The organism is Actinosynnema pretiosum, assembly GCF_024171695.1.
Classification (GTDB): Bacteria; Actinomycetota; Actinomycetes; order Mycobacteriales; family Pseudonocardiaceae; genus Actinosynnema; species Actinosynnema pretiosum.
Genome location: NZ_JAMTCF010000032.1, coordinates 44,620 through 62,896 on the forward strand (window position 1 = coordinate 44,620; position 18,277 = coordinate 62,896).

General features: G+C 73.4%; 19 protein-coding genes and 1 pseudogene. 8 read left to right on the forward strand and 12 right to left on the reverse strand.

Going from position 1 to position 18,277, the window contains the following annotated elements:
• Positions 1-11 precede the first annotated feature (11 nt).
• On the reverse strand, positions 12-989 hold the full coding sequence (locus tag LV78_RS38905) for an alpha/beta fold hydrolase (RefSeq protein WP_253851203.1): 978 nt from the start codon (positions 987-989) through the stop codon (positions 12-14).
• A 168-nt stretch (positions 990-1,157) separates the two neighbouring features.
• Between LV78_RS38905 and LV78_RS38910 the strand changes: the two genes are divergently transcribed.
• A complete protein-coding gene (locus tag LV78_RS38910; protein ID WP_253851204.1) occupies positions 1,158-1,802 on the forward strand; it encodes a TetR/AcrR family transcriptional regulator in 645 nt (214 codons plus the stop codon).
• A gap of 130 nt (positions 1,803-1,932) precedes the next feature.
• Here LV78_RS38910 and LV78_RS38915 read toward each other — a convergent pair whose 3' ends face one another.
• Entirely contained in the window at positions 1,933-2,832 is a 900-nt protein-coding gene (locus LV78_RS38915; RefSeq protein ID WP_253851206.1) for an AurF N-oxygenase family protein, read from the reverse strand.
• Between the two features lie 61 nt (positions 2,833-2,893).
• On the opposite strand from LV78_RS38915, the gene LV78_RS38920 reads away from it, so the two are divergent.
• Both LV78_RS38920 and LV78_RS38925 read left to right on the forward strand, forming a co-directional pair.
• Complete coding sequence (locus LV78_RS38920; protein WP_253851208.1) at positions 2,894-3,673, forward strand: TetR/AcrR family transcriptional regulator; 780 nt, start codon at positions 2,894-2,896, stop codon at positions 3,671-3,673.
• A complete protein-coding gene (locus LV78_RS38925; RefSeq protein WP_253851209.1) occupies positions 3,670-3,999 on the forward strand; it encodes a DUF4873 domain-containing protein in 330 nt (109 codons plus the stop codon). Before LV78_RS38920 ends, LV78_RS38925 begins: the two co-directional genes overlap by 4 nt.
• A 180-nt stretch (positions 4,000-4,179) precedes the next feature.
• Here the strand turns inward: LV78_RS38925 and LV78_RS38930 are convergent, their stop codons facing one another.
• Both LV78_RS38930 and LV78_RS38935 read right to left on the reverse strand, forming a co-directional pair.
• Positions 4,180-4,407, reverse strand: coding sequence for a DUF3107 domain-containing protein (locus tag LV78_RS38930; RefSeq protein WP_253851210.1), 228 nt, complete (start codon positions 4,405-4,407; stop codon positions 4,180-4,182).
• Positions 4,408-4,449: 42 nt separating this feature from the next.
• The gene (locus LV78_RS38935) at positions 4,450-5,127 is read right to left on the reverse strand and encodes a ferritin-like fold-containing protein (protein ID WP_253851212.1); all 678 of its coding nucleotides are present in this window, start codon (positions 5,125-5,127) and stop codon (positions 4,450-4,452) included.
• A 332-nt stretch (positions 5,128-5,459) separates the two neighbouring features.
• Between LV78_RS38935 and LV78_RS38940 the strand changes: the two genes are divergently transcribed.
• The 3 genes from LV78_RS38940 to LV78_RS38950 are packed head-to-tail and all read left to right on the forward strand — an operon-like array spanning position 5,460 to position 9,486.
• On the forward strand, positions 5,460-7,211 hold the full coding sequence (locus LV78_RS38940) for a DEAD/DEAH box helicase (RefSeq protein ID WP_253851213.1): 1,752 nt from the start codon (positions 5,460-5,462) through the stop codon (positions 7,209-7,211).
• A gap of 40 nt (positions 7,212-7,251) precedes the next feature.
• Positions 7,252-8,595: an Rv3212 family protein gene (locus tag LV78_RS38945; protein WP_253851215.1), complete on the forward strand. Its 1,344-nt coding sequence runs from the start codon at positions 7,252-7,254 to the stop codon at positions 8,593-8,595.
• 15 nt (positions 8,596-8,610) lie between these two features.
• A complete protein-coding gene (locus tag LV78_RS38950) occupies positions 8,611-9,486 on the forward strand; it encodes an alpha/beta fold hydrolase (RefSeq protein ID WP_253851217.1) in 876 nt (291 codons plus the stop codon).
• Positions 9,487-9,598: 112 nt separating this feature from the next.
• Here the strand turns inward: LV78_RS38950 and LV78_RS41370 are convergent, their stop codons facing one another.
• The 7 genes from LV78_RS41370 to LV78_RS38980 all read right to left on the reverse strand — a co-directional run bounded on the left by LV78_RS41370 (position 9,599) and on the right by LV78_RS38980 (position 14,829).
• Entirely contained in the window at positions 9,599-9,721 is a 123-nt protein-coding gene (locus LV78_RS41370) for a hypothetical protein (RefSeq protein WP_301308210.1), read from the reverse strand.
• Positions 9,718-10,062 carry a hypothetical protein gene (locus tag LV78_RS38955; protein WP_253851219.1) on the reverse strand — a complete coding sequence of 115 codons (345 nt, stop codon included), beginning with the start codon at positions 10,060-10,062 and terminating at the stop codon, positions 9,718-9,720. The genes LV78_RS41370 and LV78_RS38955 overlap by 4 nt, the downstream gene beginning before the upstream one ends.
• 61 nt (positions 10,063-10,123) lie before the next feature.
• Positions 10,124-10,963, reverse strand: coding sequence for a RecB family exonuclease (locus LV78_RS38960; protein WP_253851221.1), 840 nt, complete (start codon positions 10,961-10,963; stop codon positions 10,124-10,126).
• Between the two features lie 114 nt (positions 10,964-11,077).
• Positions 11,078-11,935, reverse strand: a complete 858-nt coding sequence (locus tag LV78_RS38965) for a PHP domain-containing protein (RefSeq protein ID WP_253851222.1) — start codon at positions 11,933-11,935, stop codon at positions 11,078-11,080.
• 17 nt (positions 11,936-11,952) lie between these two features.
• Positions 11,953-12,513, reverse strand: coding sequence for a PH domain-containing protein (locus LV78_RS38970; protein WP_012783442.1), 561 nt, complete (start codon positions 12,511-12,513; stop codon positions 11,953-11,955).
• A gap of 49 nt (positions 12,514-12,562) precedes the next feature.
• A complete protein-coding gene (locus LV78_RS38975; protein WP_012783441.1) occupies positions 12,563-12,721 on the reverse strand; it encodes a hypothetical protein in 159 nt (52 codons plus the stop codon).
• A 1,040-nt stretch (positions 12,722-13,761) separates the two neighbouring features.
• The gene (locus tag LV78_RS38980) at positions 13,762-14,829 is read right to left on the reverse strand and encodes a DUF2332 domain-containing protein (protein ID WP_253851223.1); all 1,068 of its coding nucleotides are present in this window, start codon (positions 14,827-14,829) and stop codon (positions 13,762-13,764) included.
• A gap of 531 nt (positions 14,830-15,360) precedes the next feature.
• On the opposite strand from LV78_RS38980, the gene corA reads away from it, so the two are divergent.
• The gene (corA, locus tag LV78_RS38985; RefSeq protein ID WP_253851225.1) at positions 15,361-16,464 is read left to right on the forward strand and encodes a magnesium/cobalt transporter CorA; all 1,104 of its coding nucleotides are present in this window, start codon (positions 15,361-15,363) and stop codon (positions 16,462-16,464) included.
• A gap of 140 nt (positions 16,465-16,604) precedes the next feature.
• On the opposite strand, the gene LV78_RS38990 is transcribed toward corA, so the two are convergent.
• Positions 16,605-17,693 carry a DUF2332 domain-containing protein gene (locus tag LV78_RS38990; protein WP_253851226.1) on the reverse strand — a complete coding sequence of 363 codons (1,089 nt, stop codon included), beginning with the start codon at positions 17,691-17,693 and terminating at the stop codon, positions 16,605-16,607.
• Positions 17,694-18,030: 337 nt separating this feature from the next.
• Between LV78_RS38990 and LV78_RS38995 the strand changes: the two are divergent.
• Positions 18,031-18,277 (forward strand): annotated as a pseudogene (locus LV78_RS38995) (IS5/IS1182 family transposase); the annotation flags it as partial.

Consider the following 18,277-nt stretch of genomic DNA (forward strand, 5'->3'; position numbering starts at 1 on the left):
GAGGCGGGCGCTCACCAGCGGTCCCCCGCCTCCCACAGCCCGGCGACCGCGCGGGCGACCAGGACGGGGCGCTCCATCTGCGCCACGTGCCCGGTGCGCGGCAGCACGAGCATCCGCCCGCGCGGCAGCGCCCTGGTCAGCCGGGGCCCCTTGCGCACGCTCACCAGCCGGTCGTCCGCACCCCACACGACCAGCGTGGGGGCGGTCACCTTCGGCGGCAGCAGCCACAGCGAGCTGGGCCCGCGCAGCAGCCACGAGCGCACCAGCTCGGTGGTGCTGCGGCCGAGCGCGGCGGACGCCCACGCCTGGGTGGCCCGCTCGGCGACCTCGCGCCCGCTCTCGGCGATCCGGTTGTCCGGCACGATCGACGGGTCGCTGAAGCACAGCCGCACCGTCTGCCTCGCCCGCTCCTCGTGGCTGACCTGCGCCAACCGCTTGCGCGCCGTCCGCCCGACCAGGGGAAGGTAGGCCAGCGCGATGAGCGGGTCGGCCATCCGGCTGGTCGACAGGCGCAGGTCGGGCATGGCGGGGGAGACGAGCACCAGCGACTTCACCAGTTCGGGGCGGGTCGCGGCGATGACGAGCGAGATCGCCCCGCCCATGGAGTTGCCGAACAGGTGAACGGGCCTGCCGAGCGACTCCAGGTAGCGGGTGACCGCCCGCGCGTGCGCCGCGATGCTGTACGTGTACCCGTCGACGGGCTCGGAGCGCCCGAAGCCGGGCAGGTCGACCGCGAGGCCCTGGACGTGGCCCGCGAGCTGCCCGGACAGGTCGGTCCAGTTGGTCGACGACCCGCCGAGGCCGTGCACGTAGACGGCGGTGTCGGCGCCCTCGGGGCCGGGGGTGCGCCGGACGTGCAGCCGGTGCCCCTCGACCTGCACCTGCTCGCCGGGCCACGGCGGGATGGCGGTGTCGAGCGGCGGCAGCGGCGCGGTGGACAGGGGGACGCGGGTGAGGGCGGTTCGGCTCGCCTCCTGCAGCTGGGTCACCCCTCCAGGATGCCTGCGCCGCGGAAGCGTGAAACGAGCCGTGCGGGGGAAGCTCACGGGCGAGGCTCCTACCAGCGAGTAAGGTTGACGGGTGGCCGAACGGTTCCAGCCCGCCCGCGGGCACGACGAGGATCGGCGCGCGGACCGGTGCGCCAGGAGGACACGCTGATGACGGAGACGGCCCAGACGGTCGGGCAGAACGGTGGCTCCGCCGGGCGCGGCGTGCGCTTGCCGCGGACCGCGCGGCGCGCCCAGTTGCTGGCCGCGGCGCAGGACGTGTTCGTGTCGAACGGCTACCACGCGGCGGCGATGGACGAGATCGCCGAGCGCGCCGGGGTGAGCAAGCCGGTCCTGTACCAGCACTTCCCCGGCAAGCTGGAGCTGTACATGGCGCTGCTGGAGTCGCACGTCGACGGGCTGGTGGCGCGGGTGCGCGGCGCGATCGAGTCGACCACGGACAACAAGCAGCGGGTGCGCGCGGCGGTGGCCGCGTTCTACGACTTCGTGGACGACCAGGGCCAGGCGTTCCGGATGGTGTTCGAGTCGGACCTGCGCGGCGAGCCCGCCGTGGCGTCGGCGGTCGAGCGGGCGACGGCGGACAGCGTGGACGCGATCACCGCGACGATCACCTCGGACGCGGGCCTCGACGAGCACCGGGCGCGCCTGCTGGCCACCGGACTGGTCGGGCTGAGCCAGGTCACGGCCCGCTCGTGGCTCGCCGGTGACCGGGCGATCCCCAAGGAGGACGCGGTGACGCTGATCTCCAACCTGGCCTGGAAGGGCATCGGCGGCGGGTTCCCCTTGCAGCACTGAGGTGCTGCAAGAACCAGGTCGCTCGTGCAGCACGAGGGCGACGGGCAGCACGCCACAACCGGACCACCGCCGCGTCGCGAGCGCGACGCGGACCGGATCGGCGTGGGAGCCGTCGCCCTCGTGCAACACCTCACCCCAGTAAGAACGACCTGCGCCACGCGTACCCGCCCGGCGCCCCGACGAGCCCGACCTCGTCCAGGAACGCCACCACCCGCTCCCCCGCCCACCGGATCGTCTCGCGCCACTGCGGGTTGCCCGCCGCCGCGCGCGCGGCCTCCACCGGGTCCAGCCCCACCGCCCGGTACGCCTCGGGGTGGATCAGCGACCGGGTGATGTGCATGGCCACCACCGCCAGCAGCCACCGCTGGTAGGGCAGCTCGGCCCGGCTCAGCCCGCGCATCCCGCGCACCACCTCCTCGCGGGCGAACCGCACGTGGCGCGCCTCCTCCAGCACGTGGATGCGGTTGACCATGCGCACCAGCGGCTGCACGCCCTCGTCGGCGGTCATCTCCCGCTGCAACCGGTCCAGCACCTCCTCGGCCACCAGGATCGCCCCGTAGACGGCCGGCCCGTAGCCGATCACCGGCAGCAGCCTGCCCAGCCGGTGCACCCGCCTGCCCGGCCCGTACGCGGGGCAGCCGATCCGCTCGACCATGCGGGCGAACATCGTGGAGTGCCTGGTCTCGTCGCCGATCTCGGTGAGGGCGTACTGCACGTGCCTGCTGGTCGGGTCGCCCGAGTAGACGTCCTTGAGCAGCAACCGCATCAGCAGCACCTCGAACCACAGGCCGACGCTGGCGACGCTGGCCAGCTCGTGCCGCCCCAGCTCGATCCGCTGCTCGCGGTCGAGCCCGGCCCACAGCTCGGTGCCGTAGAGCGAGGTCCGGTGCTCGGGCAGGTAGCGCAGGCCGTCCACCAGCGGGGCCGCCCAGTCGATGTCCACCTCGGGGTCGTAGGACCTGGCCGCCGAGGAGTTCAGCAGGCGTTCCGCCGTCTTCTCCCGGTCGGTGACCTTCAGCTCCCTCGCCACTGCGCCCTCCCCAAAATATGTGTTACCCGAAGTAACGGTTACCTCTGGTAGCGTGCGCCGCATGGTGCGGACTGTCAAGGGCGGGACGGACGCGCGGCGGGAGCGCTGGAAGGGCCACCGCGAGGCGCGCAGGGCCGAGTTCGTCGAGGCCACGATCCGGGCGGTGGCCAGGCACGGGGCCGACGTGGGCATGGACGAGATCGCGGGCGAGGCCGGGGTGAGCAAGCCCGTCCTGTACCGGCACTTCGCCGACAAGGCCGACCTGTACCTGGCCGTGGGCAGCCGGGCGACCGAGCTGCTGATGGACCGCCTCGGGCCCGCGATCGAGGGCGACGGGTCGCTGCGGGCCCGGATCACCCGGATCGTCGACGCCTACCTGTCGGTGATCGAGGAGCACCCGCACCTGTACCGGTTCGTGGTGCGCGCGGCGTTCGCCGAGCGACCGGTCGAGCAGGACGTGGTCGGCGAGGACAAGGCGATGATCGCCACCGCGCTGACCAGGCTGTTCGGCGACTTCCTGCGGGCCAACGGGATGGACTCGGGCGGGGCCGAGCCGTGGGCGCACGCGCTGGTCGGCATGGTGCAGAACGCCGGTGACTGGTGGCTGGACCGCCAGTCGATGTCGCGGGCCAGCCTGGGCGACTACCTGAGCACGATCATCTGGCACGCCCTGGACGGGCTGCTGCGGTCGGCCGGGGTCGTGCTGGACCCGGACGAGCCGATCGGGGCCCGGATCACCGCGCCCGCCGGTCCGGCGGGGGCGGGCCCTGCGGGCGGGCAGGCCGATCCGGGCGCGGCGGGCTCGGCCGGGCTGCGGCTGGTGGGCGGTGAGCAGCCGTGACGGGCGCGGCGGCGGGGCCCGGCGGCCCCGAGGGGGAGCACGGGGACCACGAGGGCTACTCCGGCCCGGCGGTGCTGCTCATCGGCGACCGCGAGGTGCCGGTGGAGGTGGACCTGCGCGGGTTCTTCCAGCCGATCGACGGCCGGTACCACTGGTACGGCCGGATCGCGGCGGACCCGCTGGTCACCGAGCTGGTGGCGGCGGGCGCGCGCACCGCCGGGCTGCGCACCCCGACCGGAACGGCGACCGGCTCGCTCGGCGACGAGGACCCGTGGGGCCGCTACCGCGTCGCGGGCACCGGCGCGCCCCCGTTCCCCACGGCCTGAGCGCTCGACCCGCAGGATTCCCGAACCACCGGCCCGCGAGCGCCGAAGTCCCCGCCCGCCCCCGCCCCGGTCCGGCGCCCCCGCCCTCACCCGGACGCGCCGAGGGGGTGGCACCGGTCCGGCGCCACCCCCTCGGGTGAAACTCGTGCGGCTCAGCCGGTCGTGGACCGGCGGCCCGGCTCAGCTCGCCGCGAAGCCGACCTTCCGGCCGTCCGCCGGGCCGATCTCCACGTACGCGACGCGCGCGGCGGGCACGACGAAGCGGGTGCCCTTCTGGTCGACCAGCGTGAGCAGACCGCTGCCCGCCTTCAGCGCGTCACCGACCTGGGACTCGACCTCTTCGGGGGTGAGTGCGCTCGACACGACCAGTTCCCGAGGGCTGTCCACAACGCCGACCCTGACCTCCACGCTGACCTCCGTGCGCGAGTTGATGGCTAACCGATCGCAACCCTAGCCGAGTCCGAGCGCCGCCATGCGCCTCGTGTGGCTCTGCTGGAGCCTGCGGAACAGCGCCGCGATGCCCGCGAGGTCACCCGATCCGCGCACGATGAGCTCGGCGAGCCCGTCCCGCTCGGCCACCACGTACTGGGCCTGCGTCAACGCCTCGCCGAGGAGCCTGCGCCCCCACAGGGTGAGCCGGTCGCGCAGCGCCGGGTCGCTCTCGCAGGCCGCCCGGACTTCGCGCTCGGCGAACGCCGAGTGCCCCGTGTCGGCCAGCACGGCGAGCACGAGCGGCTTCGCCGAGTCGTCCAGCCACTCGGCGACCTCGCGGTAGAAGTCGGCCGCCAGCCCGTCGCCGACGTACACCTTGACCAGCGACTCCAGCCAGGTCCTCGGCGCGGTGGACGCGTGGAACCCGTCGAAGCCCTTCACGAACGGGGTCATCGCGTCCTCGACCGAGTGATTCCGCTCGGCGAGGTACTTCTCCAGGAGCGCGAAGTGCCCCATCTCGGCCGCCGCCATCTGCGCCAGCGCCGCCCGGCCGGTCAGCGTGGGCGCGGCCTTCGCGTCCTCGGCGAGCCGCTCGAACGCCGACAGCTCCCCGTACGCCAGCGCGCCGAGCAGGTCGACGACCCCCTCCGCGAACTGGTCAGACCCGACCGCCCCAGCGGCCACAGCGTCGCTCATGCGAGCGAGCCTAGTCGGCCCGGTGAGGCGCGACGCACGCGCGGACCGCGCGGCTTTCCAGCACGAACGGACTGGTCACCGGGTACAGTTTCCCCTTGACGCCCGGCGCACGACGCCGCCGCGCCCCAAGAAGGGGTCCCCGAAGCGGGGTCCCCGAGCGGGGTCCTCCCGGACTCCGGGGAGCGGTGCGCTGCAGACGGGTGGATCACGGCGGCACCCTGCCGCCTGGTGTGAGGGTGCGCGCACAAACCTCGCAGGCCCTCCCGCGCCACGCCCGGTCCCCGAGCGGACCGCCCAGAGCGGACGGCGCGGTCGAGCGGCCCGTACAGGCCGTGCGCGCTGGTACGAGAGAGGCGATCATCCTGACCGCGACGAACGAGGACACGCACGTGGACCCGGTGGAGCTGGAGCACAGCGAAGCGGGTCTGCCCGACACCGACGACTCCCGCCCGCTGGAGGCGAACGCCCCGGTCCAGCCGGAGGCCCCCACGTTCGCCGAGCTGGGCGTGCGCGAGGAGATAGTCCGCGCGCTGGGCGAGGCGGGCATCGAGCGCGCCTTCGCCATCCAGGAGCTCACGCTGCCGCTCGCGCTGGCGGGCGAGGACGTGATCGGCCAGGCCCGCACGGGCACCGGCAAGACGCTGGGCTTCGGGATCCCGCTGCTCCAGCGGGTGACCACGCCCGGCGACGGGACCCCGCAGGCCCTGGTGGTCGTGCCCACCCGCGAGCTGTGCCTCCAGGTGACGCACGACCTGACCGACGCGTCCAAGCACATGGACGTCCGGGTGCTGGCGATCTACGGCGGCAGGCCGTACGAGCCGCAGATCGCCGCGCTGCGCAAGGGCGTGGACGTGGTGGTCGGCACGCCCGGCCGCCTGCTCGACCTGGCCGAGCAGCGCCACCTGGTGCTGGGCAAGGTCCGCAGCCTGGTGCTGGACGAGGCCGACGAGATGCTCGACCTGGGCTTCCTGCCCGACATCGAGCGGGTGCTGCGGATGGTGCCCGACGAGCGGCAGACCATGCTGTTCTCGGCGACCATGCCGGGCCCGATCATCACGCTGGCCCGCACGTTCCTGAACCAGCCGACGCACGTGCGCGCCGAGGAGAACGACGCGGGCGCGGTGCACGAGCGCACCGAGCAGTTCATCTACCGGGCGCACGCGCTGGACAAGGTGGAGCTGCTGGCCCGCGTGCTCCAGGCGCGCGACCGGGGCCTGTCGATGATCTTCACGCGGACCAAGCGGACCGCGCAGAAGGTCGCCGACGACATGGCCGAGCGCGGGTTCGCGGTGGCCGCCGTGCACGGCGACCTGGGCCAGGGCGCGCGCGAGCAGGCGCTGCGGGCGTTCCGCTCCGGCAAGATCGACGTGCTGGTCGCGACCGACGTGGCCGCGCGCGGCATCGACGTCGAGGGCGTCACGCACGTGGTCAACTACCAGTGCCCCGAGGACGAGAAGACCTACGTGCACCGGATCGGCCGCACCGGCCGCGCGGGCCGCACGGGCGTCGCGGTGACCCTGGTGGACTGGGACGAGATCCCCCGCTGGCAGATGATCAGCGACGCGCTGAACCTGGACAAGCGCGACCCGGTGGAGACCTACTCGACCTCGGACCACCTGTTCGCCGAGCTGGGCATCCCGGCCGGGTCGAACGGCAGGCTGCCGCTGGGGCTGCGCACCCGCGCGGGCCTGGACGCGGAGCCCGAGGAGAACCTGAAGGGCGACAAGAAGCCCGCCAAGGGCCGTCGCCGCGCGGGTCGCTCCGGCCGCTCCGGCGAGGGCGAGGCCGCGTCGAGCGCCCCGCAGACCGCGCAGGCGGGCGAGCCGGGCGAGGAGAAGTCGACCAGGCCGAGGCGCAGGCGCCGCAGCCGGGGCGGCGTGGCGTCGGCCGAGGCGTCCGGCGACGGCTCGGGCGGCACGTCGACGTCCGCGCAGGTCGGCGGCGGCGAGTCGGTCCCGGCGACCGGTCCGGCGCAGGAGCCGAAGGGCGAGGCGTCCGGTGACGCCAAGCCGCGCAGGCGCAGGCGCCGCCGCCCCGCCGGGGAGGCCGGTGCTACCACCGAGTCGGCTCCCTCGGCAGACTGAGGCACGACAGCGATCAAGCCGAGCACTCGGGAGCCGGGCAGTGGTCCAGCCGGAACAGGCGGAGTCGGACGGGCGCGTCGTGCCGGGGGCGCCGGAGGAGGACGTGCTCCGGGCACCGGTCGGGCCGGAGCACCCCGGCGACGGGGTGGTGGACGAACCGGTGCCACCGCCCTCCGCGCACCCGTGGCGCACCCGCCGCGACTACGCGGCGGTGGCGCTGATCGTGGTGGGCGCGCTGCTCGGCGGCCTGCTGGTCTGGCTGACCAGCGACGTGCGCGCCACCACGTCGCAGACCGGGCCGAGCGAGCTGCCCGCGCTGCCGGAGGCGACGGCGCTGCCGCCGTCGCTGTCCGAGGTGTGGCGGGCGGCCAGCCCGGCCACGCCGGAGCCGGTGGTGGCGAACGGGGTCGTGGTGACCGGCGAGGGCGGCGAGGTCGTCGGCCGGGACCCGCTGACCGGTGACGTGCGCTGGCGCTACGCCAGGGACCTGCCGCTGTGCACGGTGTCCACGGCCTGGAACCGGCCGTTCGCCGTGCACACCAAGGGCGAGAACTGCTCGGAGGTCACGTCGCTGGACGCGGCCTCCGGCGCGCGCGGCCCGCAGCGCGACGGCGACGCCGAGACCGGCACCCGGCTGCTGAACGAGGGCTCGCACGTGGTGGTCACCGGCGAGCGGTACTTCGAGGTGTACCGGCGCGACGACCTGGTGCGGTCGATGGAGTACGGCAGGCTCAGGGCGATCGTGAACCCGAACAAGCAGCCGCGCACGAACTGCACGTACGGCTCCTTCGCGGTGACCGGCGGCAAGATCGCGGTGCTGGAGCGCTGCCCCGACCTGGAGTCGGGCGACCGGGTGACCGTGCTCAAGCCGAACCCGGAGAAGTCGGACGAGCCGGGCGTCATCACCACGGTGAGCGTCGGTGCCACGGGCACGCGGGTGGTCGCGGTGACGGCGAACCGGGTGGCGGTGGCCGCGCCGGGCAAGCTGGTGCTGTTCGACTCGCAGACCGGTGGGCTGATCTCCGAGATCCCGGTGGAGGTCACCGAGGCCGAGCTGGCGGGCGACCCGCCGGGCCGGGTGACGCCGACCTACCACAGCACCGCGAACGTCTACTGGCACACCGGGTCGCGCACGATCGCGCTGTCCCTGGAGGACCTGACGCCGCGCTGGACCAGGGAGGGCACGGTCGGGGCGGGCACCACGCTCGCCGGGAAGGCCCTGCTGCCGGTGGCGGACGGGCTGGTCGTGCTGGACCAGGTGACCGGCGAGGAGATCGGGACGATCCCGGTGAACCGGGGCGGGTACGGCGGTGACGTGGTGATGGCGACCAACGGTCCGGTGGTGCTGGAGCAGCGCGGTCCCGAGCTGGTCGCGCTGCGGTAGGGCAGACTCGGCGGGGTGGAGAAGTCGCAGCTCACCCCGCACCGGGCGCTCCGCGTGGACCTGCCGTCGCGGCACGGCCACCTGGCCGCGCTGAGGGCGCCCGCGATCGGCGTCGACCTCGGCGCGACGGCGCTGCTGCTGCCGGGGTTCACCGGCGGCAAGGAGGACTTCGCGCCGCTGCTGGACCCGATCGCCGACGCCGGGTTCGAGGTGGTGTCGGTGGACCTGCCGGGGCAGCACGAGTCGCCGGGGTCCGAGGTGGAGCGGGACCACCGGCCGCAGGCGCTGGGGGCGGTGGTCGCGGAGCTGGTGGGCAAGCTGGCCGCCGAGGGCAGGCGCGTGCTGCTGCTGGGGCACTCGTTCGGCGGGCTGGTGGCGCGCGGGGCGGTGCTGGCCGGGGCGCGGGTCAGCGGGCTGACGCTGCTGTCGTCGGGGCCGTCGGAGCTGCCGCAGGGGGCGCGGCGGACGGCGCTGGAGGCGGGCGAGCGGCTGGTGCGCGAGCGGGGGCTGGAAGCGGCTTACGCGGTGGTCGAGGCCAGGAGGCTGGCCGATCCGCTGCGGGGGCCCGCGTCGGCCGAGCTGGTGGAGCTCTGGCGGACCAGGTACCTGCGGTCGGGGACGGCGGCGATGCTCGGGATGGGCGAGGGCCTGCGGGTCGAGCCGGACCTGGTGGCGAAGCTGGCGCGGGCCCTGCGGGTGTCAGGGACGCCCGCGCTGGTGGTGTGCGGGGACCTGGACGACGCCTGGTCGCCGATCGCGCAGCGGGACATGGCCGAGCGGTTGGACGCGGACTTCGGGGTGCTGCCGGGGGTGGGGCACTCGCCGAACACCGAGGCGCCGGAGGAGCTGCTGGGGGTGCTGCTGCCCACCTGGCGGTCCTGGCTGGGGTAGGGAGCGGGCCGCGAGCGCTCGGGGGGCGCGGCCTCGCCGCACCGCTGCGGGCACTGACGCGCCCGCCGTCGGGTCTGCGGTCGTCGAGCCCGCCGCCGTCGGTCTGCGGTCGTCAGTCCACGCTCATCGGGCCCGTGGCCGTCCGGGCTGCGGCCGTCGCGCCCACCGCTGTCAGGTCCACCGCTGTCAGGTCCACCGCCGTCCCGTCCACGCTCATCGGGCCCGTGGTCGTCACGCCCACCAGAGGAACCACAGGGCCAGCGCGGTCACCAGCACCACCGCCGTCGCCAGTGCGGCCGACGTCCAGCCCCGCGCGCGGTCCGCGACCAGCTGCCCCGCCACCGCCAGCGCCGCCGCGACGGCGTGGCCGGTGACCACTCCGGCGCCGGGACCCGGCACGGCGTGGTCCGAGGCCCAGAACTGCACGACCAGCTCCACCACCAGCAGCAGGACCAGCCCGGCCGCCAGGGAGCCGCTGAAGCCGCGCCACAGGCGCAGCGGCGTCGGGTCCGGGCGCTGCGGGCTGTGCACGCGCGCGGGTCGCGCCGGGAACTCGACGGTCGCCGCGTCACTCATCGCCATTGTTTCCCCATCGTCGGTTGCGCCCTCGTCGTTCCACCAGCGGGGCGGTGGGTGGTCAGGGTGCGAGGAGCGCCCACGGTTCGAGCGGGGGCGCGGCCTCCTGGCCCTCGGGGCAGTGCCGCCGGAAGTCGCACCACGAGCACTGCCTGCCCACCCTCGGCGGGTACACCTCGTCGCGGTCCGCGCCCGCCGCCAGGGTGCTCTCGGCGAGCACGATGTCGTCGGCGGACTCCTCGGCGCGCGCCACGTGCCTGCCGAGGCTCTCCTCGGTGTGCTCCCACACCGCGACCGAGCCGGTCGGCAGGTGGTGCAGCTCCACCCGCGCGCACGGCTTGCGCAGGGTGCGGCGGGCGGCGACCGCGTAGAGGGCGAGCGCCTGGGAGCCGCGCGCGTCGTCGGTGGACAGCGCGTGCTTGCCGGTCTTGTAGTCGACGATCACCAGCTCGCCGCCGCGCAGGTCGATGCGGTCGACCCGGCCCTCGGCGACGATCGTGCCGGTGGGCGCGGACACCCAGCGCTCCACGCCGATCGGGTCGACCGAGGTGTCCAGGCCCTCGACGTAGTCGCGCACCCAGCCCGCGGCCCGGTCCCGGTACTTCCAGGACTGCTCGGCGTCCTGGAAGCCGTCCGACTTCCAGGCGCGGTGGAGCAGCGCGACCGAGCGGTCCGGCGAGCGCTGGGCGGGCGGCAGGTCGAACAGGGCCTTGAGCGCGTTGTGCACGGCCGCGCCCATGGCGCTGTGCGCCCACGGGCCGCCGCGACCGGGGCTCGGCCGGTCGACGTAGGTCATGCGGAACCGACGCGGGCAGTCGGCCCACGTGGCCAGCTTGGCGGGGGTGACCCGGACGAGCTTGCGCGGAGGCGCGCCGAAGTCCAGGCCTAGCTGCTCCTGCACGGGGACAACGCTACCGAGGACCACCGACAGCGCGCACCGAGCACCACCCCTAGCGGGCGGGTTCCCGCGTCGGCCGGGGTCCGCGACCGCTCGCGGACCTACGCCCGGCCCCGGCTACCCGGTGAGGACCTTGCAGCCGGTCGCCCGGTCGGCCAGCTCGTCCAGCACCTCCGGCGCGGTCGTCTCCGCGCCGATCCGGACCGTCTTGTTGGTGCCGTGGTAGTCGCTGGACCCGGTGGTGAGCAGCCCCAGCTCGCGGGCGAGGCCGCGCACCCGGACGCGGGTCGCCGGGTCGTGGTCGGGGTGGTCGACCTCGACGCCCGCGAGGCCCTGCTCGGCCAGCGAGGCCAGCACGGCCTCGCTGATCACCGGGCCGCGCGAGACCGCGAACGGGTGGGCGAGCACGGTCACGCCGCCCGCGTCCTCGATCATCTGGATGGCGCGGGAGACCGGGGTGTCGGTGCGGGGCACGTAGTAGCGGCCCGAGGTGAGGTAGCGGGCGAACGCCTCGTCCACGCTGCCCACGACGCCGCCCCTGATCAGCGCCATCGCCAGGTGGGGGCGTCCGGCGGGCGCGTCGGCGGGCATGGCCGCCATCATCTCGTCGGGGTCGACGGGGAAGCCGTCCTCGCGCATCAGCTCGGCCATCACCCGCAAGCGCTGCCTGCGCTCCAGGCGCAGCCGCTGCTGCTCCTCGACGAGGGCCTGCGAGGTGGGGTCGTAGAGGTAGGCGAGCAGGTGGACGGTGATCACCCTGCCCCGGCCGTCGTCGGAGGCGCAGGAGAGCTCGGCGCCGCGCACCAGGCTCATCCCGGCGGGCAGCGCCGCCGCGGCCTCAGCCCAGCCCGCCGCGGTGTCGTGATCGGTGATCGCGATCGCGTGCAGGCCGGCGTCAGCCGCGGCGGCCACCAGTCCAGCGGGTGTGTCGGTGCCGTCCGACTCGGTCGAGTGGGTGTGCAGGTCGATGCGCACCCGCCCAGTCTGAACTACTAGGGGACCATCTTCTTACCTCGGGCCGCCCGCTGGGCCTTGATCATGGAGAAGCGCTCGGCCTGCGCCTTCTTGTCACCGAAGGTCAGCTCGGAGATGGCGTCGTACACCTCTTCCGGGTTGGGCAGGAACTCCAGGCGGTTGAGCGCCTGGATCTGCCCGGCCGACTCCACGACGAGCGTGCCGAAGCCGAACATGCGTCCGACGAAGGTGCGCTCGTAGGTGAGGTCGGTGACCTTGGAGATCGGCATCATGGCGACCTTGGTGTCGAAGACGCCCGAGGTCAGCATGAACCGCTTGTCGGTGACGACGATCCGCTCCACCCACCACTCGATCACGAGGTAGGCCAGCCTGAGCACCACGATCAGCGACGCGTACCAGAGGATGTTCTGGACGAAGCCGAGGCTCTGGGGCAGCAGCGAGGAAATGATCATGCAGCCCGCGAGCAGCGCGAAGGCCTCCAGGAGGTCTCCCAGGAGCACTGACCAGTGCCTGCGGACCCTGATGACCCTCCGCTCCGTCGACAGCAGGTACTCGTCGGGGTCTCGTGGTGCGAACATGCGTTGACCCTCCGCGCCGGTGGGGGTGGAGCCGGTGAGCCGGGTTGGATCAGAAGAGCTGCTTCACGAAGGTGATGAGCGCCTCAGCCGCTTCCCGGAGCGTGTTCAGGATGTTCGTCACCGTCTGGGCCGCCTGGGTCGGCTCCGCGATGAGGAAGAACAAGAGCAAGCCGACTCCGGCGAAGGTGAGGATCTTCTTCAGGTTCACGATGATCAACCCCGTTCGCTACCGCACCCGTTTGGCGCCAGTGAGACCCGTTGTACCGCACCGGGCAGCGCGTTGGGAGCTTTGTCCCGCACATGGGTCAGCGCGGAGCACCGCCGATCCGGTGCCACAACGGAGAGTAGCCGTAACGCCGGGCACGCGCGACACGATGCGCCGCTCCGGGCCCGCCGGGACCGGCACCGACCGCAGCCCGCCACCTGCTGCGCAGCCCCGATCCCCCAGGTGAGGGAAGGACCGCGACGGGCCGTCGTCCGTTCGGCCCCCTCGGGGCCGATCACCGGAGCTTGATCGTCCGAATGTCCGCAAAACAAATACGCAGAGTGACGATCTCCGGGCAGCAAGGAACTCCGGCGCCACCCCGCCACGAGGGCGCGCGCGAGCCGCAGGCAAGCCCTCTGCCTGCGCCTATCGGGAGATCGAATGCCCCGGCGACGCTTCGGGCACACCTGTTCACCGGCAGTTGCGATCTTCGCCACACCGGTGATCGCCACCGGGGTCGCGGACCGCAGGGAAGGCGGTCCCGAGCTCCGGGGGTGATCTTTTCTACCACCCGGACGCGTGAGGTTCCCGTGAGGCGCGAGCCGGTCGGGTGGAGTGGGTGGTTGAGGGGTTGACCTGCGGGTGACGCCGTAGGTGCGGTTGGTGACCAGCGCTTCACCGACGTGCTCTTAGTGAGCGCTGAACAGGGCGAGCACACCGAGAGCAGCGGGAAGGCGGGGTGGTGTGATCTTGATCATCCGCCGCGACCGCCCACAGCACGGGGACCACCGCCGCACAGGCGACCGCCCGCAGCCAGGGGGACCGCCCGCAGCCCGGCAGAGCGGCCCCGGCTCGGCGACACGGGCGACCGCCCACAGCTCGACGGACCGGCCCCGGCTCGGCGGCCCCGGCTCGGCAGCGCGGTCCTGGCCGGGGCGGGCCGGGCGAGCCCTCACACGAGCCAGGCGGCCCGCACCGCCACCAGGTGAGCCCTCACGCCACCTAGGTGCGCCCTCGCCGCCGCCCAGGACCTGGGTGCGCCCTCATGCCAGCCAGGTGAGCCGCTGCCCCCTGGGCGCCGTGAGCGCAAGCGCCTCCGCCGACCGCACCTCTCCTCCCTCAACCCGCACCAGCCCGACCACGTGCCCGTCCTCGAGCTCGGACCGCCCCGGCAGCAGGTGCTCCAGCCCGGTCCCGTACGCCTCCAGGCTCACCCACGTCAGCGCCCGCCCCACCCCGCGCAGCGCCTCCACGAAGTCCGCCACCGGCACGTACGGCAGCACCATGCTCGTCAGCACCACCAGCGGCTGGTCCTCGGGCACCAGCGCGACCGCCTTCCCGAGGTCCGCCACCGCGTCCCCGGTCACGAACTCCGGCTTCGCCTTGCGCTGCGCGGCGGCGGCGACGCCCAGCAGCCGCAGCCGCTCCGGCTGGTCCGCCCACACGCAGGCCTCCAGCCACGCGTAGGTCTCCTCGTCCTCCAGGTCGGCGGGCGCGCGGTCCAGCCCGACCCTGGCCCCGACCTTCACCGACTTGGGCAGCTTGGGCAGCTCGGCGCCGGGGGCCAGCTCCAGCACGCAGTGCACGCCCACGGTCGCCTTCGCCGGTCCCACGGCGACCTGCCCGGCCTGCTCGGTCTGGTACCGGTACGAGTACCGGTCGACGCCCAACAACAACCCGGCCGAGCACCCGACCTCCACCAGCCCCACCGGTCCCTTGACCCGCGCGAGCGCCGGGTAGATCAGCGCGGCCCGCCCGACCTCGTTGCCCTGGGTGCTCCGGGTGGAGATCAGCTCGCGCATCTGGTCGGCCCGCTCCAGCACGAACTCCCGGAACAGCGGCCAGGTGCCCTCGTCCGGCCCGTGCGTGCCGCCGAGCGTCGGGTAGTAGCGGGACAGCGGGTGCACGGGCTCGGCCTGCGCGAGCCGGTGCGCGGCGGCCAGCAGCAGGGTGGGGCGCGCGAAGCGCTCGGGCGCGGCGGTCAGCAGACCGGCCACCGCGTCGTCGGCCGCGGCGCGCGCGGCCAGGTGCGCGTACAGCGGGGAGACGTCGGCCGCCCCGCGCTCCGCGAACGACGCCAGCCGCTCCCGCACCAGTTCGAGTGAGGTCACTTCGCTCCTTCGCTCGGGCCTGCCGTTTCGGCGCGAACGGCCCTCGGCCCCCGTCGGGGAGCGCTGGGGCGTCGTCGCCTCCGGGGTGGGAACACCGCTCCCGCCCCTGTTGTACCCCGCCGGGGTCGGGGCCAGACGCGGCGGTCCCGCACCGCGCGGAGCGGCTCACCCGCTGGTCACGGCGTCGCGCACCCCGCCGTGGGAGCCGCGCGGCCCAGCTGTCACGCCCGGTGTGACAGACGTCCCGAACGGTGTGACGGGCCTCCCGGCCGGGCTGCACGACAGCGTGAATCGAACGGGAGTAGGATCTGGAACTGGTTCGTGCGGCTCTCCATGCGTGGGATGAGCCCGGACCGCTACCTGAGGAGGTGAGGAGTCGCGATGAGCAACGATCCCCATCCTGCGAGTACCTCGCGCGTCCTCATCGGAGGGTCTGCTTCCCGCAGCTAGGCCCTTGCTCCCGGTCGGGGACGTGCCGTCGTCGTTTCACCGCTCCACCTTCGACGCGCCCGCACCCTCCGGAGGTACACCGTGCCCAGCCTGCCCTCTTTCGGCGGTTTGAGCGGTTTCAGAGGCCGTTCCGCCGTTCGCGCCCGCCGCACCGAGTCGGCCCGCGCCCCGCTGCCCGTGCCGCTGTCGGCGTACGTCGTGGACTGCGGCGTGTACGTCGACGGCAGCAGGCTGCCCGGCCGCTGGACGCACACCGACGCGGTGGACGAGGTGCGCAAGCGCCGCGAGGGGTTCGTCTGGATCGGCCTGCACGAGCCGGACGAGGAGCAGATCCAGGGCGTGGCCGAGACGTTCGGGCTGCACGAGCTGGCCGTCGAGGACGCGGTGCACGCGCACCAGCGGCCGAAGCTGGACCGGTACGACGACATGCTGTTCATGGTGTTCAAGACCGTCCGGTACGTGCAGAACGAGTCGCCGAGCACCGCGAACGAGATCGTCGAGAGCGGCGAGATCATGGTGTTCCTCGGCCGCGACTTCGTCATCACCGTGCGGCACGGCAACCACTCCGGGCTCGCCGTGGTGCGCAAGCAGCTGGAAAGCGACCCCGACAAGCTGCGCATCGGCCCGGCCGCCGTGCTGCACTCGATCGCCGACCACGTGGTGGACAACTACCTGGACGTGACGTCGAAGATCGAGAGCGACATCGACCAGATGGAAGCGCTGGTGTTCGCGCCGCGCGGCGGGGTCAGCTCCGACCAGATCTACCTGATGAAGCGCGAGGTGCTGGAGCTGCGGCGCGCGGTGATGCCGCTGGCGGTGCCGCTGCGCAGGCTGGCCGAGGGCTACACGCCGCTGATCCCCGAGCAGGTGCGGTCCTACTTCCGCGACGTGGACGACCACCTCACCGAGGTGTCCGAGCGGGTCATGAACTTCGACGAGCTGCTCACCACGCTCGTCAACGCCGTGCTGGCGACCATCACGCTCCAGCAGAACGGCGACATGCGCAAGATCACCTCGTGGGCGGCGATCATCTCCGTCCCGACGATGGTGGTCGGCGTGTACGGCATGAACTTCGACTACATGCCCGAGCTGCACTGGCGTTTCGGCTACCCGCTGGTGATCGCGGTGATCCTGCTGGCGTGCCTCGCGCTCTACCGGATATTCCGCAGGAACCGCTGGCTGTAGTCGCTTCCCCGCACGCCCCGACCGACGGGAACCCCACCATGACCAGGCTCCTGACCAACCCCCTGTTCTGGGTCCTCACCTTCCTCCTGTGCTGGCTGGCCACCGTCACGGTGATCATCGCCGGCCAGCCCTGACCCCCGTCACGTCCAGGGGCCGCTCTCCCAGGTGAAGGGCGTCCCGTGGGGCCCGCCGACCCCGAGCCGCAAGGACCGCCCGGCGGGCCACAGCTTGAGCAGCAACTGGAACTCGTAGGGCCGGGCCGGGTCGTGCCCACGTCGCGACTCGAACACCAGCAGCGCCAGCGGAGCCGCCGCGGTGGCCCGCTCAGCCGCAGCGGCGAGCACCGCCCTCCCGGCCGCCCGCTCGGCGGCGGACGCGTACTGCCACACCACCGAGTGCCACACCACCGTCAACACGTCCCGCTCGGGCCGAGCGAGCTGCTCCCCCAACCACTCGGCGGCCGACGCCCGCCGAACCGGAACCGGGTCCACGAGGGCCAGGTCCAACGCGGCCCCGAGCCGCACCCACCGCTCCCGCTGATCGGCCCACACGAACGAGAGCAGGTGCTGCCGCCCGTCCACAGTGGACACGTCAACCGGGTTGGGATCGCAGCCGCCACGACCCACGAGGCGAAGCGGGCGGTCGAGGTCGCCGTCGGGCTCGCCGCTCCAGCCGGTGTCGAGCCGGAGCGGGCTGCCGGGGTCGCCGAGCACCCGGTCGCCGTGCAGGTAAGCCACCCGGTGCGGCCTCAAGTTCAACCCACCACTGGCCCCAACTTCCAACAACCGCACCGGAAACGGCGTCCGCCGCCCAGCCGCAGCAGCGGCGAGGGCCGTAGCCGTGTGCAACCCTCCGAACAGCGGCCCGCTGCGCCCAGGCTCGTTGGTCTGCACCGTCGTGGTGTCGACGAGGGCCCGCAACTCGTCAGCGTGCTCCTCCACCACCCCCGCAGCGTCCGCCCAGAGCACCCCGAGCTCAGGAGTCCCACCAACGGTCGGGTAGTGCGCGGCAAGCGCAGGCGCACGCCCCTCAAGCACGATCCGGTGCACCGCAGCCGCAAACCGCAACGCAGGCACATCCCCAGCCCGAGCCCACTCGGCATTGGCCATGACCCGCCTGGTGGGCCCACCACCATCAAGATCAGCAGAAGCGCCCGCGAGAAGCGCAGAGGTGAGCGGACTGGCTCCCGCGCAGTCCCTGGCCGACTGGCGGAAGAGTTCGGCGAGCACGCGCAGACGCTAACCCGGAACCCACCACAAGACACCAAATCCCACACACTTTCACCCCAGGAGAGGCCACAACAACAACGAGGCCGAGGCCCCAGAGGACCGCAAGCCGACCGCACTCCCAGCCCACAGCCCAGGCCGCCTCGCGGGCTGCGGGGCGAGCGCAGCGAGCCCGCAGCCGCCCCATCCCGCGTCCCTCTTCTCCGTGTGGCCTGGCGCAGCCCGAGCGCAGGTGAGGTGATCTCAGTGAGGTCTGTGCTGGTCAGGTCCCGCGGGCATGGCACAGGGAGCCTTCCGGTAGGACTGGATTTGCGAAGACCCCGTCCAGGAAAGACTCCCTGTGATCCCCCATCCTGCCATCCTCGACGTCCCCCACGCACTGGCCAGGCACCTGGCCCACCTGCTCAATGCCGAACGCCACCGCCGGGGCACCCGCGCCGGAACCCGCGCCCTGACCTGCTTTAACCAGGCCGTATTGGGCCTGCGGTGGCTGCGCGACCACACCGACCCCGCCCGCCTGGCCCGCGACCACCGCGTCTCCCGCGCCACCGCCTACCGCTACCTCGACGAGGTCCTGAAAGTCCTCG